This window comes from Paenibacillus sp. A14 (assembly GCF_036864815.1).
GTDB lineage: Bacteria > Bacillota > Bacilli > Paenibacillales > Paenibacillaceae > Fontibacillus > Fontibacillus sanfengchensis.
The window spans coordinates 214,069-232,283 of sequence record NZ_JBAGJD010000001.1 but is presented as its reverse complement, the minus strand read 5'-3'; the positions used below and the strand labels follow the sequence as shown (position 1 = coordinate 232,283).

The window sequence follows — 18,215 nt, the reverse complement described above, 5'->3', positions numbered from 1 at the left end:
ACGAATCGCAATATCCTAAAGGGGGATTTGATTTGAGAAAGTCATTCTACAAATCGAGTTTTATTCTAGCAAGCACACTCATGTTAGCCATGTCTATCTCGGCATGTGGATCACCAAATGCATCAGAGCACAAGGGGGCACCTGCTAACTCTACACCTTCCGAATCGAATCAGGCCGATGCCGCTCCAACCACCAAGGCACCGGTGAAAATCTCTTACTTGACCTTCCGGGTAGGGACCCATGCATCAGCCAAAATGGAGGAAGAACAGATCAAACAGTTCAATGCCAAGTATGGCGAGGAAGTGGAGGTTGTGGTTGAAGAGATTCCAAGTGATTCCGCCTACGAGGATAAACTGAAAATTCTGGCTGCCTCCGGGGATGTTCCGGATGTGGTCATGGGTAAGAACGGGATTAATGACCTATTAATCAAAAGTAATCTTGCAACCCCTTTCAATGAGTATCTGGACAAGGACCCGGAGTGGAAAGCAGCCATTGGTGAGGCCGCCATCACGGCCAATACCCGGGATGGGAAGGTCTGGTCTATCAGTGATCAGAAGCAAAATATCGGCTATTTCTACAACAAGGAAATGTTTGAGCAGGCAGGGATCAAGCCGGCGCAGACCTGGGATGAATTTATGAGCAACAATGAGAAGCTCAAGGCAGCAGGCTTCATCCCCCTCTCGTTAATGACCGGGGAGAACGCCTGGACGACCAACCTGATTCTTGCGGCGATTGTTGGTACCAGCGGCGAGGCAGGCAATTCATTTATGAATACGCTGCATCCCACCGACTTCAATACGCCTGAAATGATTGAAGCTCTCAACCTCATGAAGACGATGCTCGAGAAGTATGCGACCAAGGATGCGCTTGGTGCCGGATACGCGAATGCGGCGAATAACTTCTGTCAGAACAAAGCGGCAATCATTGCTAATGGGCCGTGGATGATCGGAGATTTTAGCGACCCAACCAAATGCAGTGAAGGCTTTGATCAAAAGGTAGGAGTCGCGGCGTTCCCGAACAACAGCATGGTCTCGACCTATGAAGTGGGGTATATGATTGGGGCCAAAACGCAAGAGACCCGGGATGCGGCCGAAAAATTTATCCGTTTCAAGACGGGCATTGAGGGACAGACCATCGCGCTGGAATATGGCAATGTTATGCCCGTATCCGATGAAGTACAGCCTTCCGAGGCGCTTAGACAGAAGTATCCGTTGTTTGTTGAATCCATAGCGGTGGCCCAACAGACCGAGGTTCATTACCGGAACTTCGATGCTATCGTCTATCCCAACGTTACCGACGCTTGGAAGACACTTTATCCGAAGCTGGTCTTCGGCCGCTCGGCAGCAGAGGATATTACACAAGAACTGACCGATATTGCCGCTAAGAGTAAATAAACACTAGCTGATGATTGAGTGTACGAAATGTAATTGGATCTCCGGCGGGCCTGCCTGCTGGAGATTCGATTGGGGAGGACCATATGTATGGTAAGAAAAAATAGAAGGTATATTACGCTGTTCTTGTTGCCGACCGTTGCATTGTTTATTGTCGTTTATGCCGTTTCGCTGATTATTTTGTTCGGCACATCGTTTACCGAGTGGTCGGCCGGACGCAAGCCGATTTTTATTGGTCTGGCCAACTACATTGAACTATTCACCAATGATTCCAATTTCGGCAAGAGCTTTCTGAATACCGTGATCTGGGTATTCCTTCAGTCCACGATTCACGTCGCCATTGGTACGCTATTCGCCATCATTCTCAATTTGAAGGAATTCTATTGGAAGTTTGCGCGAACTGTCTACATGTTACCTAACATCATCTCAGGCGCAGCCGTAGGTATGCTGTTCCTGTGCTTGCTCAACCCTGACTTTGGGGCGGTGAACAGCATAGTCCGCTTGTTTGGCAATGCGGATTACGCTCAGAACTGGTTCATGGATTACGCAACGGCCTTTCTCTCGGTTACGATGACCTGGCTGCCTTATGCGGCTGTGGTTACGATTCTGATTCTGGCTGAAATTGCCGCCATTCCGGAAAGCTTGTTCGAATCAGCGCGTATCGACGGGGCTAGCGAGATGAAGATCAATCTGTATATCCTCCTTCCTATGCTCCGCAATATTATCGGCACCTGCGTGATTTTGGCGGGAACCAGCATGCTGCAGAAAATGGATATCATTATGATGACTACTGGTGGGGGACCTGGCAATGAAACGATGAATTTACCCATTTATATATACAAGACCGCACTGATGGATAACAACTTTGGCTATTCCAATTCGGTGGGTGTTTTCCTCATCGGCTTTGGCTTGATTTTTGTTCTGCTGTGCCGAAATCTGTTCAGAATAGGCAGCTCCCATAACTGAATGGAGCGACTGGGGTGAGAATGATGAAAATAGGTTTGAATGTGCTTAAGTATGGATTTGTACTTCTGATTATATTGCTGTCGCTCGGTCCGTTCCTATGGGTATTCCTGGCCTCCTTCAAGACGAATGCCGAGATTTTGACCAATTCGCTGGGCTGGCCAAGCAGCTTCAGCTTCTCCAATTATTTAATGGCCTTCAAAATTGCGCCGATTTCCAGGTTCTATATTAACAGCGTAATCGTAGGGATTTTTGGAACCGTATTGAATTTGCTTCTGCTTGGAATGGCGGCCTATGCTCTGGCACGTTTTCAGTTCCGGGGGAAGAAGCTGCTGATGGCAGCGTTCTCCTTATCTCTCTTAATTCCGGGTGCTGCCATGCTACAACCGCTCTATCTGACCGTCAATACATTGGGCCTTTATGACAAGCTGATTGGACTCATTATTGTATATGCTGGCTTCGGTTTGCCAGTTTCGCTCTATATTCTAACAAGCTATTTCTTGACGATTCCTAAGGAGATGGAGGAATCGGCTTATCTGGATGGTGCCGGCTTCATCAAGACATTCTTCAAAATCATCTTGCCGATCTCGAAGCCGGGCTTCGGTACGGCTGGTGTCATGCAATTTTTGCTCTGCTGGAACGAATTCCAGTTCGCTATTATTCTGACAACGGGCAATCAGAGCCGAACGCTGCCGCTGGCACTTTACTATTTCAAGAGCCAATTCGCCAGTGATTACGGTGTGATGTTTGCGGCTACGATGGTCGTGATCATCCCAAGTATTCTGGTATATATCCTGCTACAGAAGCAAGTGGTGTCCGGACTTGCTGCAGGTGCGGTTAAAGGTTGACCTGCTGGAAGAGAAACGAAGGGAAAAGACCGAAGAATTGAGGGATGGCAGATGAATGAGGAAAAGCTGTGGCGTCTGAAGGAAGAAGGGTATCACGCCGAACTGCACAAATATTATGAGGGGCTCTTTACCCAAGGGAATGGGTATATGCATGTGCGTGGCAGCTTTGAGGAAGGGTGTAGTGATGCACCCCAGAATGAGGAGTATCTGCGTTTTCCCGATAATGTCACACTGGAGAAGCCAAGGCATCCCAAATCGAAGCAGGGCACCTTCATTCCGGGGATTGTCGGCCACCATCCGCTGCTGAAGGAGGAAATCGTCAATCTCCCTTATTATCTGGGGCTTGAATTCAAGTCCGATGGGGAAAGTCTGGACATGGACCGGTGCCATATTGGCAGCTACCAACGCTGGCTGGATTTGCGTGATGGAAGCCTGCATCGCTCATTTATATGGGAAACGGTAAAGGGCATACGTCTGTACTGTACCTATCACCGGTACATCAGCATGGCAGACTCCCATCTCTGTGTCCAGCGTGTGCAAATGGAAGTCTTGTCAGGTGAAGGGAGCCTGGAGGTGAAGCCAACGCTCCGGGCTAATGTGCGCACCAATGGAATGAATCATTTTGCCCGCGTTGTTCCTGGGGCGGAGTCCGGGGGCAGCTTGTCCCTCGACATCCTGACGGAGGAAGGCAATCAAATCTTCATGCAGTCTGTGCTGGAAGTGTCGGAAGCGGTAACCTGGCAAGCTGAACATACCGAGATGATAGCATCGCTCCAAGTTGAGTGCCCGTTGAAGGCTGGTGACCGATTGACGATCTCCAAGCTGACTGCGGTAACGACAGATCGGGATTTGGAGGAGGGGACAGTCCGTGACCGGGCGCTGATGTATTTGGGTCATGCTCGCGAGTTGGGCTGGGAAGAGCTATATCATCGCCATGCGGCTAAATGGAAAAGCAAGTGGCAGAATGCGGATATTCGAATCAAGGGAGATGACACGGCACAAGTCAACGTCCGGGCTTCTCTCTATCACCTGATTCGCTCCAATGTGGAGCAGGATGACCGGGTGGCGATCTGTGCGAAGGGTTATGCAGGTGAGGCTTATTTTGGCAGATACTTCTGGGATACGGAGGTCAACCTGCTACCCTTCTTCCTGCACACGAACCCCCAGGCTGCCCGCAATCTGCTGCTGTTCCGCTACCATACCTTGGAGGGGGCGCGGCGCAATGCCCGGAAGTACGGCTACCGGGGAGCCCGATATGCCTGGGAGTCCTCGTTAAGCGGCGAGGAGCAATGTGCAAACTGGCAGTATGCGGATCACGAAATTCACATTACAGCGGATGTAGTGTATGCCTTGTACCATTATGTGAACGCGACCGGAGACGATGAATTTCTGGAGCGTTACGGCATTGACATTTTAGTAGAAACGGCTCGTTATTGGTGTGATCGAGTGGATTGGAACCCGGAGGGGTACGGGGAGCTGCTTGGCGTGATGGGGCCGGATGAGTATCTGCCGTTCACCCGCAACAATGCCTTCACCAATCGAATGGTCAAATTCAGTCTGGAGCAGACCGTTCTATGCCTCGACAACCTGCAACATAGTAAGCCGGATGGTTATGCGGCTGCGGTAAAGCGGCTGAACATCTGTCAGGATGAACAGGAGCGCTTCCGGCACACAGCGGAGAAGCTGAGATTGCCGTACGACAGCCAGACGGAAATTGTCCCACAATCCGACGATTTCGCCCAGTATGCTGACGTCGAATTTGATAAGCTCTGGACGGACCGCTCCAGACCGTTTGGTCATTTCATTTCCCAGGAACGAAATTATCGCTCCAAGGCGCTCAAGCAAGCTGATGTGCTTGAATTAATGTTGCTCTTTCCACAGGAGTTCACCCGGGAGCAGATGAAGGCGGCTTATGCGTATTATGAGCCGATCACGACTCATGATTCTTCCTTATCCGCAGCGGTTCATGGCATTGTGGCTTCTTGGCTGGGCCAGAAGGAGGAAGCGGCCAAATTTCTGCAGCGAGTGATGGCGATCGATCTCTCTGTGGAGAAGAAAGGGGCTGCCGAGGGGATTCACATTGCCAATTGTGGCGGACTGTGGCAGCTTATTGTTTACGGCTTTGCCGGTATAGGCACCGCGATGTGGAGTGAGGAGCTTCATCTTGAGCCCCGACTGCCTGCGGACTGGAAGGAACTGAGCTTTCGGATCGCTTGGCGAGGGGAACGCTATCGAATAACAGTTCGTCCGGATGCTTATGAGATAAACAAACTGGACGGGGGGAAATCTGTTGCCAGTCAAACCATTTGAAGCAGCCATCTTTGATTTGGACGGCGTTATTGTCGATACCGCTAAATTTCACTATCAAGCCTGGAAGCGCCTTGCTGAGGAATTGGGGTTTGCTTTCAGTGAGAAAGAGAATGAGCAATTGAAGGGTGTCAGCCGTATGGATTCGCTTGAGCTCCTGCTTCGGGGCGGGAGGAATAACGAATCTGACAAGGGAGCAGAAGGAGAGGTTGGCATCCCGGAAAAATGAGTGGTACAAGGAGTATCTCGCTACGCTTACGCCCGCAGATGTATTGCCGGGCGTAGCCCGCTTTCTTCAGCACTTGCGCGTAAATGGCATCAAGACAGCCATCGCATCGGCTAGCAAAAATGCACCGCTGATTTTGGACAAAGTGAACATTGGGCCGTTGTTCGATGCCGTGGTTGACGGGAATAGTATTGTCAAAGCCAAGCCGGACCCGGAGGTGTTCTTGCAGGCAGCCTTACTTCTAAACGTGGCTCCGTCCGCATGTTATGTGTTTGAAGATGCGGCCGCTGGTGTTGAGGGAGCAATCCGGGCAGGCATGCGAGTGGTTGGGGTTGGAACAGAGTCATTGCTTGCCCGCGCCCATGTGACTGTCACGAGTTTTGAGCAGCTAGAGCCTGTTTTTTTGCTAAGCCGAATTGGCGTATCCGATCTTGGCGTAATGGGAGATCGTCCGTATGAACAGTAAACCCACAGGTGAGTTGATGTTGTCGCAATTTCAACCGGATGTTCCTTATATGCTGCCTGACGGCGGGTTCGTTACCTTGAAGCTGTTTACAGACCGTTTTGACTCGCGCCTGCATTTGCTTACCGTATCCAATGGCAGGCTTGTTTTTACCGTAATTCTTGAACGGGGAATGGATATAGGGGAACTCAGGCTTGAGTCGGAAAAGATCAGTTGGGAGCGGGACATAAGGTATTTACTGCACCCTGATCATGTAGACCTCTCCGACAATGAGCATTCAGGTTGGGATGCAGGCTTCTATGCGGCGGTGGCGGCTATTGGCCCTGAAGTCTTTGGCACTCCGGATGAAGTGAGAACCGTCCACGGGACAGGTTCTTACTCCCCGGCACGCCTGGAATCGATTCGATTGATTTGGGATGATCGGGGGATTTGTCTAGAGGGAACAGTACCGGTAAGAGGGTATGGGGCACTGCCTATTTATGAGAAATCAATTCGGATGGTAACGAATTATGGAGCAGAAGTGCTGTATCGTGAGGATACCGTACGTAATCTAACGGATAGTGCGCAACCCGTAGACGATGGTTATCACATTCAACTGGCGGGGCAGTATATGAGCGGCGGTGGCAGGTATGTTCTGCCAGTATTGAGCAAACACCTGCTGTTACGCGATGCTGCCCCTCCGGAGGAAGATCCGCTTATGATTTACGATTCGCGGACTAAGCTGGACCCAATTCGTTGCTATCAATATATCCCAGGGCCAGTAGAGGGACTGTCGGCACTGCCGCAGGTTCGAGACTACCACACGGCCGCCAGCACTGATGAAGAACTGACGGCCGAGATGCTGGTGAATGCAGACAAAGACGCAGCAGCCTATGTCATCCGTTCACTGGCGTGTTATCCTCGTTCCTTAATCGCCAAGCGGGCGATGACGGACCCAATGTATGCCCTGGAGCCTTGCAAGACAAGACCCAATTCCTTGAAGCAAAAGACGATAGACGGTGAGACTGTCTATGTTGGCGCCCGGGACCAGTGCACGGGTTGGATCATCTTGGGGGCGACACGTAATCCCGGAGAGATTGCCACCCTTGCGAGCTTGATTGAACAAGCTGCGAAGTAAGTAGTCATAGAGAAGTTTATTATCTCCTAACGTGAACCAAGCAAAGACACCTTCAAAAGGCTGAAATTCTGTCTTGTTGCAGGATAGACGAGAGAGCCTTGGGGGTGTTTTTTTGCCTTAAAAATAGCCAGTCACCGGGAGATTTCCGGGCGACTGGCGGCTTCACCTTGCAGCTATTCTCTTAAATCTATCTCACGGACTTCCTCAATTAAAATTCACTGTCGCTTAGATTGCGAATTTCAACCTTCATGCGTTGATTGTCGTTGCCCTGGTCAACAGCCAACCTTACCGTGGCACCGTTGGTATAGGAGGCCCTTTCTACAGTAATGACTTTTCCATTACTTTTGTTGATGATTTTATAGTAGTCCCCGTCTTGTTCTAACTTCCATTGTTGCGTATCGGGGATGTTGGCCCCGGTGGCTCTGGTGTTTTGGCAGATTTGCTGAATGGCTGAACCAGGAAGGATATCCATGACATGACCGCTTTGAACCGATTGAATCTGATAGTACCCTGTGCCAAGGTCCAGGAAGCGCCATAATTGATTATTTCCGTCGCCATTGGCCCACTGGTTAATGACCGCTTGAGGTTCGCTTGATACCCGGTCCACATCCAGGGCTTTCCCGCTATGCTTGGGCTGGATCTTTACCATCTTTTCCGGAATAATCTTCTTGGCATTGGAGCTTATGCTTCCGCCACTGAATTTATCAATGGTGAGGCTATCAATATTGAATCTCCCGGTATCTCCTGCTTCACGGGCGAGTCGAATCGTATTTTTCCCTGCTCTTAGATGAATGGATTCGGTAGCATCCGCCCAGGTATCCCAATTCGCCGTTGGTGGCAAGGAGACTTGTTTGATGCGCTCTTCATTCACATACAGGGTCATGGTTACATGGGATGATTGTGCACCGGAATACCTCAATGTAGAAGTATAGGAAGCTGTATTGGGCACGTTGACTTCAAAGGTAATGGCATCCCCTTTTTGCTCAAACCCTGCGACAAATCCGTTATTTTCATATCTTAGATGATCCTGGGCAACTTTTAAGCTGCCTTTCCGACCAGCTTCTTCTGCCTGATACCTCCAAGGCGTCCGTTTGTTCAGATGAATGCTGTCCAGGTTAATGATGCCAGAATGATTGTTTTCATTCTTATAGGTAATCGTGTTATTTCCCTCTTGCAGGTTTAGGGAATCAAGCTGTTCCTTCCAGACAGTGAGCCCTCCGGTAGCAGGGAGAGTTACATGTTTAACAAAGGTGCCATTCAAATACAGTGCTAGGGTTTTGCCGGCTGCTTCATGGGCGTATCTCAGTTTAACATCATAGGACGCCGCATTCTCTATATGCACGGAGAATTCAACGGATGAATTGGCTTGGGACAACCCCGTTACATAACCGATTCCCTGATTTCCAACTTGCTCGTAAACGACATGGGTATCTGGCGCACCGGTGGTTTGAGCATATTCTGCTCCGTAATGCCAGGTCGCTGCCTCGGTAACGGTGATATAGTCCAGATTGACATTGCCGGTGTCGCCGTCATCATATTTGTACATTATCGTATTTTCCCCTGCGTTAAGGAACACATTGTCATAACGGTCGGCCCACTTATCCCAGCTTCCTAAGCTAAAGAAATCAACCTGTTTGATTTTCTGACCATTCACATACATGCTTAGATTCCTATCCCCACTAAACCCTAAACTGTAGCCCAGGTTAACAGAGTAATTGCCTGCATAAGGGGCATTGACCTTGAAGGTAACGGCTGAATTCGGCACCCATAATCCGCCTACAAATCCAGTGCCGCTATAGCCTGCATGGTCCGTGTCTACCTTGGCGTTGCCGGATAGTTCGGCCTGTTCTGCCTCATATAAGTTGCTTCTTTTAATAATTAAGGCGTCCAGAGCCAGAGCGCTCTTGCCAGCCAGACGAATCTTGTTGCTTCCGGCATGAAGCTGGATTTGATGAACGGATTGAATATCGAAGTTGGCATTAAAACCTGCATTGGACGCAAAGCTAACAACTCGCGGTTGCTCTTGATTCACTCCCAGCCTCATATTAATTAAATCTGGCGTATTATTGTTGTATCTGAAATCCAGAGAGTACTTTCCTGGAGCTTTTGTATTAACCGTAAACTCCACATAGTCATTGTTGCTGCCTTTATTGTATTTGACATAGACACCGTCCGAAGCGTACGCGCTTTTGCCAATAACCTTGGAAACTCCCGACAGCAAGGCGTCTTCAGCTTCATAGGTTTCGCTGTTTTCCTCACCCGAAGGTCTGTTCAGCACCGTACCCGGATTGGAAGGAATCCCGAGATTGATGAAGTCCTGATCGTCCCAATGGATTCTTTGGGCCCGGATGCCCCGGTTCCCTCCACCTTGGCCATGAGTCGGAATTCCGTGGTACATGATCCAGTCCTCTGTACCGTCTTCAGACTTCAGGAACAGAGGCGATCCTGGCCCGTAAGAGCTATTCTCATCGGAGCGCTTCATGATAGGCTCGGGATGCTTCAGCCAAGAGTAGGCATTCATCACGTCCGCTGTTGCGTCAGCTACGGAGACGCCAACGGCATAATTATCATTCATAAAGCTGCTCACCGAGTAGGCAAAATAGGTTTTGCCGTTTCGCTCAACTACAGCAGCCCCCTCATTGATGTTGTCACCGTGCTTCTCCCAGTCATATTGCGGCATGGCGATGGTAACTTCTGAGCCTTCCAATGTCCATGGGTTCTCCATCTTAACGATAGTTGGACTTTCGTCGAATTTCGTCTTGGCAGGATCATTAGGGTCAGGGTAATAGTAGTATTTGGTATAGGTGAAATAGCTTTCCCCCTTGATCGTTACAATGCCACAAGCCAGGCCGTAGCTTTCCGTATTTAGCAGCCCCTTCTTGGTGGTAATCTGTCCGTCGCTGTCGGCATTCGCCGATTCCCCCTTGAGTTCCCAAGTTCCTTCAAAAGGATCGGGAGAAGCGTTCTCCAGGACGTAAGAGCTGGGATGTCCGTAACCGAAGCTGTTCTCTGGACCGGAAGAGAAATAAAGATACCATTTGCCTTCCAGTCTATAAATGTATGGCCCCCATACATATCCGAAGTTATCCGGCTTTTTCCAGACTACTTTGCTCTTGGCAGTGGCCACTCCAAGAATGGTTTCATGTCTTTTTAAAGTGATATTGTTGTCACCGGAAGAAGCAGAATAGTAGTAACCATCGGCAGCCCTGGCAATGGTAGGGTCGGCGCCGCCCATCAGTGGGTTCGTATAACTAGATGTTACCTCTGCATTTGTCAAACTTGATAGCCATAATGAAACGATCATCACAAAGGGAAGTATAATTAGACTTTTTTGTCTCATTGTAATCTCCTCCTTCAGTTATTTGAATACGCTTTCATTTTTTTGTAGCGCTACAGATTCATTATAAATTAAGAACGGAACTGTTTTTCAGCATCATGTTATACAATATTTTGAGGGATTATATTTGCAGAAGGAAGGTTTTAAATGAAAACTCGATTTTCTTAATTTTTCTTTAGCTTTCTTATGATTTTTTTACTTTAACCGGAACCGTTGCTTGCGGGCGGCGGGGCGTTGAAGCTAAAGGACAAGCTGCCGCTCTTTCTGTGACAATAATAAACAGTTTTGAATGACGAAGACAAACCCCGCGGAAATCCCCGCGGGGTTTGATATTTTCTGTACATTGATTTGATATTAGACAGCAGTGCAAAGAGTTCTCTTCACACGCTTGACCCGCAACTAAGGGTTTGGTTCGAATTAAAGGGAATTCTTCCCGTTAATTTGGTGCGTATGCGGCTGCAGAGGCGAATTAGCTGGAAAACCTCCCGTTAATTCGCCTGAAATTGTGTATATCGGCAATCGGGCCGCGAAATAGATGGAGCTTTTCCAGCTAAATCTGATCGAAGAGCCAAGAGAGGTACATTAACGGGAAATTTTCCCGTTAATGATGCAGACTCCGACGGCGGGACTTTATATCTACTGTTGGCAACGTACATTCGAAACCCTATCACATCCTTGCCCAGCTCCGCCTTTCCTGCATTTGATTGCTTTGTCCGTCAGCGAGGGGCATGGGGTGGATCTGGGACAAGTAGCATCTCCATATCATTGAAACGCATGATCTATCCTCGTTACCGGTTTTCCTGAAACGGCTGCTTCCTCAGATCCTTCGGCCGGAGTCCATTCTGCTTTGCTTTGCGGTGCCAGAAGAAATGGGTAGCGGACAAACGCCATAGAATACGCGGGAAGTTTGGCTGAATAAACAGCGATTCTGCACTGCTGCGGGTGAGGATGGCCGTGGAGAGCCGGGTCATCGCCTTGCCGAGATTCTTCAGTGGGCCTTTACCCAGCGGCACCTGTTTTAAGTTGTGGAACATCTCTCCTGCTCCGTGGCCAACGGCCATTCCAAAACGGAAGCCGCAGCGTATGCACCAGTTACTCACCATATCTGCTGCAAGGGTGCACTGACGCCCTTCGAAAAATCCATTATTAATTAGCGCATAAACGATGAGGTTCGGGTTCCCTGGCTCACTCTGCCGGTAATTCTCCAATTCGACCATCATCCGCAGCAGATGCGAAGGGATGGCATCAAAATAAAGCGGAAATGCCAGCACGATGACATCGGCTTCGTTAAGCTCCCGATATTGCTCAGGTTTCAACTGCTTTGCATTAACTCGGTACGAGTGGAGCTCGTTGCCTTCGGTGATGAGTGGCTTGAGCTTTTCCAGCAGAAATCCGGAGTTGCTTGGTCCACCCTTTGGGCTGCCATTAATCAATGCAATTTTCATGGTTGTACCTCCGCCAACTCGTGAAGTGTGTTGTGAAAAGAAACACTATAATGGGACGCATCCAGATTTATTGCATTGGCCCGGGTCAATGCTTGTGCCGTGTGGCGTTCCGCCTCCGTTATTCCTTCTCCATAGAAATGGACCGAGAACTTGAATCGCTGCTTGTAGCGCTGCTGGTGATGTGTCTCACCGTCTTGGATTACAAAATAGGGTAGGACATAGGGTAATGACCTGTTCAACACATTGCTGACGAACGGGCTGTATCCTCCATACACGTTGCGGCTGATCAGCACCAATTCATCGCAGGCGGCGAACCGTTCGCCCATGTGCTTATAGGAGTCTTTAAGCACGCAGGTTCCCGGAGTGCGAACCCAACAACCAAAGCAGCCTACACAATGACGAATGGTACCGGACTCTCCAATGACTTCATCCGTATCCCTGCTGAAGCCGCTTAGCCAAGCATCATAATCATGGTTCGCTAGATCATGGACAATCAGTCTCATTTGCTGTTCCTCCCGATTGAAGAATGATTTGCCATACCTTTTGCCAATTGCCTGAATATCGAATGCCGCTGCTGGATAGTAGTGATGCCACGCCGTGTACAAGCGACCAGTAAGCCATCAGCATTGTGCCGTCCAGCTCAGGTGGAAGACCCAAACTGCGGAACAGCCGGTAGCCGGTTTCCCGGAATACCGCAAACGGTGGATAAGGGGGAACATCTTCCGCTCCTTCGTCTACCTGAATGATGATGCCCGACTGAAAAAATAAGAACGGCAGGTAAGTGGGATGCTGCTCGAAAAAAGTAATATAGGCCGTTCCAAGCTTTTCCATGGCCGACATGGGGTCGTTTTGCCCTTCAATGGAGGCTTGTAGGGAAGCCGTAAACTGCTCGGTGACATGATCTGCCATGGCCGCCAACAGCTCCTGCATATCCTTGAAATGACTGTAAGGAGCAGCGTGACTGACACCGCATTTGGCTGCAACCTTACGCAAGGAGAAACCTCCCAACCCTTCCTCGCTAATCAGCTCAATGCCGGTTTCGATTAAGGTGTTACGTAAATCTCCATGATGATAGGGTTTAGGTTTCAAAAATATCGCTCCTTCTTTAACTTTACAATGTAAAGATAACTTTAAATCTTGACGCTGTCAAGATTGAAGGCTGTCATGTCCTACTTGACAACGGATACGGATATCCAGCAGAATTGAATAAAGTTGTCTAGAGGAGTAGACGTAGTTATGCAGGCCAAACACTATCAAGTCAAGCAGCGGTTAACGGAAATGATTGACAACGGGGAACTGCGAATCGGCGAACGGATGCCTTCGGAGCTGGTGATGGCCAAGGAGTTCGGCGTCAGCCGCGAAACCTTTCGTTCGGCTGTTCGTGCGCTGGAGCAGGAAGGAAGGCTTCTCATCAAGCACGGAGTGGGAACGTTCGTGATCCAGCCGCTGCCGCTCATCTCAAGTTCGCTTGAGAAGCTGTCGAGCATCGGCTCGATGATTCAGGCCGCCCGGTTGGATGAGGGCGAGGAACGCGTTCGGCTCAAGACGGAGCGATGCGCGCCGGAAGCTGCCCAAGCGCTGGGCATTCAGCCGGATGATCCGGTCATTATGCTGGAGCGGTTTCGTTCGGCCAACGGAGAGCCGGTTTCCTATTCGATCAACGTCATCCCCCGGCAGATCGCGGGGGATCGCTTCGATAACGATCAGTTCGAAGGCTCGCTGCTGGAATTTTTCGAGAAGCAGCTTGGCCGCAAGATCGTGACGGCCGATTCGGAAATCAGCGTACCGCTGCATATCGACCGCAATTGCCAGCGGCTTCTGCTGCACCCGCAAACGACCGTGCTGCTGCTGAAGCAGACTCATTATGACGAAGTCAATCAGCCAGTCCTGTACTCGCTGGATTATTTGCGCAACGATGTCTTCACGTTCCGTATAAGACGCACGATCTAGCCGATTTGACCGCGAGGAGCCCGTTCTGTTTCTACAGAGCGGGTTCTTTTGCTTTACAAAACATATAAATCGATTTGACAGTCGGCGAATACTTTTACGTTACGATATTGGCAAAGATGTCTATACCTCTTGAAAAATGGGAAGGGAGTCCTGTATGGGCTGGATAAAAAAAATAATCAAACCTTATTTGTTTATGTTGCCATGTTTGCTGTTTGTTATTTTGTTCACCTATTATCCGTTCGCCAAGACGGTCTACTTGGGATTTACTTTGGTTGATCTGAATGGAAACCCGGTTGAGTTTGTTGGGTTCGAAAACTTTATTAATCTTTTCAAAGATAAGATGTTGGTCAATACCTTGTTAAATACGTTGGAATATACGGCGATAACGATTCCCGCTACATTTTTGATCAGTTTGGCTTTGGCGCTTTTGGCGGAAAAGAAGAGAAAAGGAAATCACATCTATCAAATTATGTTCGCACTGCCCATGGCGGTATCCATGTCTTCGGCAGTCATGATCTTCCAACTGCTTATGAATCCGACAATCGGTATGTTTAACTATTTGACAGGCTTAGGCATCGACTGGTTTGGCGATGAAAAATATGCGATGGTAGGCATTTCGATCCTTAGCGTGTGGATGGGACTCGGATTCAGCTTTTTGTTTTTGCTTGCGGCGCTCCGCAATGTGCCGTCAGAGTTGCTGGAAGCGGCGGATATGGAAGGCTGCAACTATTTTCAGAAGCTGGTAAGCATAAAAATGCCCTTAATCTCTCCGACGATTTTTTTCTTAATTTGTACGGATTTGATCGGTTCATTGATGGTTTTCGGTCCCGTATGGATTATCACGAAAGGGGGGCCTATGGGATCTACGGAAACGATGATGTACTGGATGTACATCGAGGCGTTTGAGAATGCGAAATACGGATACGGATCCGCTGTAGCGGTCTTAATCTTCGTCATTGTTATGCTGGTTACTTTGCTGAGCTTTGTATATGAGAAAAAAGGAGTTCATTACACATGATGAGATCCAGGTATGTACACAAGCTGTTCATGAGCATTCTTTGTCTTCTTGTAGGACTGATTGTCTCCTTTCCGGTTATTTATTGCGTGGGAGTAAGCTTCATGAGCGCGTCTGACCTAAGCTCATATCCTCCGAAGTTATTTCCAAGCACCTTATATTGGGAGAATTACAAGACGGTGTTTACGTCCACGCCTATTCTTCTATTTATGTGGAACTCCTTTTTGATCGCGTCGATCGGAACGATCGGAAGATTAATTACAAGCAGCTTAGCGGCGTACTCCTTTGCTTTCTTCGATTTTAAAGGCAAACATTTTTGGTTTCTGATTATTCTGGGAACGATGATGATTCCGGGCGATATGCTCATTATTACCAATTACATCACCGTAGCGAATATGAAATTAATCAACACCTACGCAGGCATTATGATTGTCATGATCGCCTCGGCTACGTTTATGTTTATGCTGCGGCAGCATTTCAAAACGATGCCGAGGGATTTCAGGGATGCCGCGTTCGTCGATGGCTGCGGGGATCTGCGTTTTTTTCTGAATATCCTGTTGCCGATGTCTAAATCCGTATTGTCGTCCATATTTATCGCTTCTTTTATCGGGCTGTGGAATGCTTACTTGTGGCCTTTATTGGTTACCAACACCGAGCATATGAGAACCGTGCAGGTTGGAATTACTATGCTCCAATTCGAAGAAAGCATGGTGTACGGTCCGGTAATGGCGGGGGTTACGGTCATTCTGATTCCATCGGTATTTATTTTCCTCGTATTCCAGAGGCAGTTGGTACAAGGGATTACATTTTCCGCAATTAAAGGATAGGAGGCGTTGAAGTGAGCAGAGCATTTACAGTGATGACATTCAATTTGCGTACCGTAGTAGCTACAGACCCTTATGTATGGGAAAAAAGAAAGCATTGGGTAGCCGAAATCATCGAGGACCGCAAGCCGGATTTGATCGGTACGCAGGAAGCGACTGTTCCTATGCTGGATTGGCTAAAAGACCGATTCCACGGAACCTATGACGTGTATGGGGTCAATCGAACCCGTGCGGAAGAGGCGGGGGAATTCAGCGCTATTTTTGTTAAAAGGGACAGTTTTTCCATCTTGCGAAGCGGTTCGTTTATGTTGTCGGAAACTCCGGATGTGATCGGCAGTTTTGGCTGGGATGCCCAATGCGAAAGAATTTGTTCATGGGTTGAGCTTGCTTTTCATGGCGAGACAAAGCCCGCGATAAGGTTTTTTAATACTCATTTGGATCATATAGGCAAGGTGGCTAGAACAGATGGGTTGAGACTGATTTTGAAAAACATGCGGGAACAGAATCTGGGCATCCCCTTACCGGTCATACTAACCGGCGATTTCAACGATACTCCGGAGAGCGGATTGCTCGATGTGATCCATGAATTCGAGCCTATGACAAGCTGCTTCGACCTCATGTCCGAGGAAGAGAAGAAACATAGCAGAACGTTTCACGGCTATCAGGGGGGCACAGAAGGCAGCCCTATCGATTACATTATGAGCAGTCAAGGGATTGACTTTAAATCCAGTGCGATTGTGAGAGACAAGGTTGAAGAGGGGTACCCGTCGGATCATTATCCGATCGTGGCCCATATGGAAATGCAAGCAGATTAATCTGCCCATTCAGACGCAGACCCAGCGCACTGATAGGTAGTTAATATAAAAAACACACATAACCATTAGGAGGATTTGGGAATGAGGAAAACCATTGCAGTACTAGCCGCATCGATCATACTACTTACCGGGTGCGGGACGAAAACCGACACAACCGCATCTCACATGGACGCCAGCAGCAGCGCGATGGCTAAAGCCAGCCAATCCGGAACGGTTAATTTAACATTTTGGCATGCCATGGGGGGCACGAATGAAGGTGTGGTTAAAGAAGTCGTCCAAAATTTCAACGATACGATAGGTAAGGAAAAGGGGATCGTAGTTACGCCGGTATTTCAAGGCAGTTACCAGGACTTGCTGAAAAAAGTAAAAGCGGCCGTCCAGGCGAAGGATACCAAAAACTTGCCGGATATCGTACAAGTTCCCGCATCGGACACGGCATATATCAAGGATGTGCCTAGTATTATCTGGGCGCAATCGATGATCGATAAAGACCCGTCTTTCAATATAGCGGATTTAGAGCCAAATACCGTTTCTTCCTTCAGCTTCAAAGGCAAATTGGCGGGAGTTCCGTTTGCCAACTCTACAGTTTTGTTGTACTACAATAAAAACATGTTTAAAGAAGCGGGGTTGGACCCGAATAAACCTCCTCAAACCATTGATGAAATGGGCCAATACGCCGCCAAGATGACGAAGAGAAACGGAGATCAAGTGACGCAATGGGGTCTTTCCGTAACGCCGGACCAATACCACTTGTCGAGCTGGATCGGGATGCAGGGAGGCTATATCGGCAATAACAAAAACGGTCGTGAAGACACCATGACCCAAGTAGAATTTGATTCGACAGGTACGATGAAAGAATTCCTAACCACTTGGAAAAAGGCTGTGGAATACGGCGGCATCCAAACGGGCCCCGAAGTAAAAACGAACGAGGTTTTTGCTGCAGGAAAGCTGGGTATGTTCCTTAATTCTACAGCAGGAGTAAAAGGAACGTTAACCGCGGTGGGCGATAAATTTGAAGTAGGCACCGCGTTCTTGCCTAAGGTCCATGAAAGTGACAAAGGCGGAGTAGCTGTCGGCGGTTCGGCGCTGTACCTGGTGGACAGAGGCGAACCATCGAACATCGATGCCGCATGGGAATATATGAAATACAGCACTTCTCCAAAAACCCAATTTACATGGCATACAGGCACCGGTTATTTCCCGGTCAACAAAAAAACCTATGATTTGCCTGAAATGAAGCAGCATTTGGAGGACAATCCTTTATTTAAAACCGCAATCGAGCAACTGCACGCGTCGTCTCCGGAAACTCAGGAACCCATGAACCCGGTCTCCGGTGAATTCAACCGCGCGATAAAGGATGAAACCCTGGCCTATGTTACAGGCAAAAAAGATATCGACCAAGCCATTAAAGATATGGCCGCCGCCTCCAACAAAGCTTTGGAGGACTACAATAGAGTAAATAAGAAGACTACAATAGAGTAAATAAAAAGTAGTCCTTGATAATCGTGTTGTAA

Annotated in this window: 16 protein-coding genes; 12 read left to right on the top strand and 4 right to left on the bottom strand. The window is 48.7% G+C overall.

Features of this window, described 5'->3' with window-relative positions; all coding sequences use genetic code 11:
* The first annotated feature begins 32 nt into the window (after positions 1–32).
* From V4U88_RS01150 to V4U88_RS01120, 7 genes are all read left to right on the top strand, one after another.
* Positions 33–1,394, top strand: coding sequence for an ABC transporter substrate-binding protein (locus V4U88_RS01150; protein ID WP_334071383.1), 1,362 nt, complete (start codon positions 33–35; stop codon positions 1,392–1,394).
* 87 nt (positions 1,395–1,481) lie between these two features.
* Positions 1,482–2,357: a carbohydrate ABC transporter permease gene (locus V4U88_RS01145; protein WP_334071382.1), complete on the top strand. Its 876-nt coding sequence runs from the start codon at positions 1,482–1,484 to the stop codon at positions 2,355–2,357.
* A gap of 20 nt (positions 2,358–2,377) precedes the next feature.
* Positions 2,378–3,202, top strand: coding sequence for a carbohydrate ABC transporter permease (locus V4U88_RS01140; protein WP_334072040.1), 825 nt, complete (start codon positions 2,378–2,380; stop codon positions 3,200–3,202).
* A 51-nt stretch (positions 3,203–3,253) separates the two neighbouring features.
* Complete coding sequence (locus tag V4U88_RS01135) at positions 3,254–5,512, top strand: glycoside hydrolase family 65 protein (RefSeq protein ID WP_334071381.1); 2,259 nt, start codon at positions 3,254–3,256, stop codon at positions 5,510–5,512.
* Positions 5,493–5,738, top strand: coding sequence for an HAD hydrolase-like protein (locus tag V4U88_RS01130; protein WP_334071380.1), 246 nt, complete (start codon positions 5,493–5,495; stop codon positions 5,736–5,738). Before V4U88_RS01135 ends, V4U88_RS01130 begins: the two co-directional genes overlap by 20 nt.
* The gene (locus tag V4U88_RS01125) at positions 5,719–6,201 is read left to right on the top strand and encodes an HAD-IA family hydrolase (RefSeq protein WP_334071379.1); all 483 of its coding nucleotides are present in this window, start codon (positions 5,719–5,721) and stop codon (positions 6,199–6,201) included. The genes V4U88_RS01130 and V4U88_RS01125 overlap by 20 nt, the downstream gene beginning before the upstream one ends.
* Entirely contained in the window at positions 6,191–7,315 is a 1,125-nt protein-coding gene (locus tag V4U88_RS01120) for a DUF4432 family protein (RefSeq protein ID WP_334071378.1), read from the top strand. Before V4U88_RS01125 ends, V4U88_RS01120 begins: the two co-directional genes overlap by 11 nt.
* A 208-nt stretch (positions 7,316–7,523) precedes the next feature.
* Here V4U88_RS01120 and V4U88_RS01115 read toward each other — a convergent pair whose 3' ends face one another.
* The 4 genes from V4U88_RS01115 to V4U88_RS01100 form a co-directional block, all read right to left on the bottom strand.
* Positions 7,524–10,655: a CBM35 domain-containing protein gene (locus tag V4U88_RS01115; protein WP_334071377.1), complete on the bottom strand. Its 3,132-nt coding sequence runs from the start codon at positions 10,653–10,655 to the stop codon at positions 7,524–7,526.
* A gap of 785 nt (positions 10,656–11,440) precedes the next feature.
* Positions 11,441–12,097, bottom strand: a complete 657-nt coding sequence (locus tag V4U88_RS01110) for a hypothetical protein (RefSeq protein ID WP_334071376.1) — start codon at positions 12,095–12,097, stop codon at positions 11,441–11,443.
* Complete coding sequence (locus tag V4U88_RS01105) at positions 12,094–12,600, bottom strand: flavodoxin family protein (RefSeq protein ID WP_334071375.1); 507 nt, start codon at positions 12,598–12,600, stop codon at positions 12,094–12,096. Before V4U88_RS01105 ends, V4U88_RS01110 begins: the two co-directional genes overlap by 4 nt.
* Positions 12,581–13,186: a TetR/AcrR family transcriptional regulator gene (locus tag V4U88_RS01100; protein ID WP_334071374.1), complete on the bottom strand. Its 606-nt coding sequence runs from the start codon at positions 13,184–13,186 to the stop codon at positions 12,581–12,583. The genes V4U88_RS01105 and V4U88_RS01100 overlap by 20 nt, the downstream gene beginning before the upstream one ends.
* 147 nt (positions 13,187–13,333) lie before the next feature.
* Here V4U88_RS01100 and V4U88_RS01095 point away from each other — a divergent pair, with 147 nt between their 5' ends.
* The 5 genes from V4U88_RS01095 (at position 13,334) to V4U88_RS01075 (ending at position 18,183) form a co-directional block, all read left to right on the top strand.
* Complete coding sequence (locus V4U88_RS01095; RefSeq protein ID WP_334071373.1) at positions 13,334–14,047, top strand: GntR family transcriptional regulator; 714 nt, start codon at positions 13,334–13,336, stop codon at positions 14,045–14,047.
* A 205-nt stretch (positions 14,048–14,252) separates the two neighbouring features.
* Positions 14,253–15,065 carry a carbohydrate ABC transporter permease gene (locus V4U88_RS01090; RefSeq protein WP_334071372.1) on the top strand — a complete coding sequence of 271 codons (813 nt, stop codon included), beginning with the start codon at positions 14,253–14,255 and terminating at the stop codon, positions 15,063–15,065.
* Between the two features lie 101 nt (positions 15,066–15,166).
* A complete protein-coding gene (locus V4U88_RS01085) occupies positions 15,167–15,889 on the top strand; it encodes a carbohydrate ABC transporter permease (RefSeq protein WP_334071371.1) in 723 nt (240 codons plus the stop codon).
* An 11-nt stretch (positions 15,890–15,900) separates the two neighbouring features.
* A complete protein-coding gene (locus tag V4U88_RS01080) occupies positions 15,901–16,701 on the top strand; it encodes an endonuclease/exonuclease/phosphatase family protein (RefSeq protein WP_334071370.1) in 801 nt (266 codons plus the stop codon).
* Between the two features lie 81 nt (positions 16,702–16,782).
* Positions 16,783–18,183, top strand: a complete 1,401-nt coding sequence (locus V4U88_RS01075) for an ABC transporter substrate-binding protein (protein ID WP_334071369.1) — start codon at positions 16,783–16,785, stop codon at positions 18,181–18,183.
* Positions 18,184–18,215: the final 32 nt, after the last annotated feature.

What these genes read in the sequence shown, in the direction of transcription:
- V4U88_RS01145 (WP_334071382.1), top strand. Translation starts at nt 1,482, where the DNA reads ATGGTAAGAAAAAATAGAAGGTATATTACGCTGTTCTTGTTGCCGACC.
- V4U88_RS01140 (WP_334072040.1), top strand. Translation starts at nt 2,378, where the DNA reads ATGATGAAAATAGGTTTGAATGTGCTTAAGTATGGATTTGTACTTCTG.
- V4U88_RS01135 (WP_334071381.1), top strand. Translation starts at nt 3,254, where the DNA reads ATGAATGAGGAAAAGCTGTGGCGTCTGAAGGAAGAAGGGTATCACGCC.
- V4U88_RS01120 (WP_334071378.1), top strand. Translation starts at nt 6,191, where the DNA reads ATGAACAGTAAACCCACAGGTGAGTTGATGTTGTCGCAATTTCAACCG.
- V4U88_RS01115 (WP_334071377.1), bottom strand. Translation starts at nt 10,655, where the DNA reads ATGAGACAAAAAAGTCTAATTATACTTCCCTTTGTGATGATCGTTTCA.
- V4U88_RS01110 (WP_334071376.1), bottom strand. Translation starts at nt 12,097, where the DNA reads ATGAAAATTGCATTGATTAATGGCAGCCCAAAGGGTGGACCAAGCAAC.
- V4U88_RS01105 (WP_334071375.1), bottom strand. Translation starts at nt 12,600, where the DNA reads ATGAGACTGATTGTCCATGATCTAGCGAACCATGATTATGATGCTTGG.
- V4U88_RS01095 (WP_334071373.1), top strand. Translation starts at nt 13,334, where the DNA reads ATGCAGGCCAAACACTATCAAGTCAAGCAGCGGTTAACGGAAATGATT.
- V4U88_RS01085 (WP_334071371.1), top strand. Translation starts at nt 15,167, where the DNA reads ATGAGCGCGTCTGACCTAAGCTCATATCCTCCGAAGTTATTTCCAAGC.
- V4U88_RS01075 (WP_334071369.1), top strand. Translation starts at nt 16,783, where the DNA reads ATGAGGAAAACCATTGCAGTACTAGCCGCATCGATCATACTACTTACC.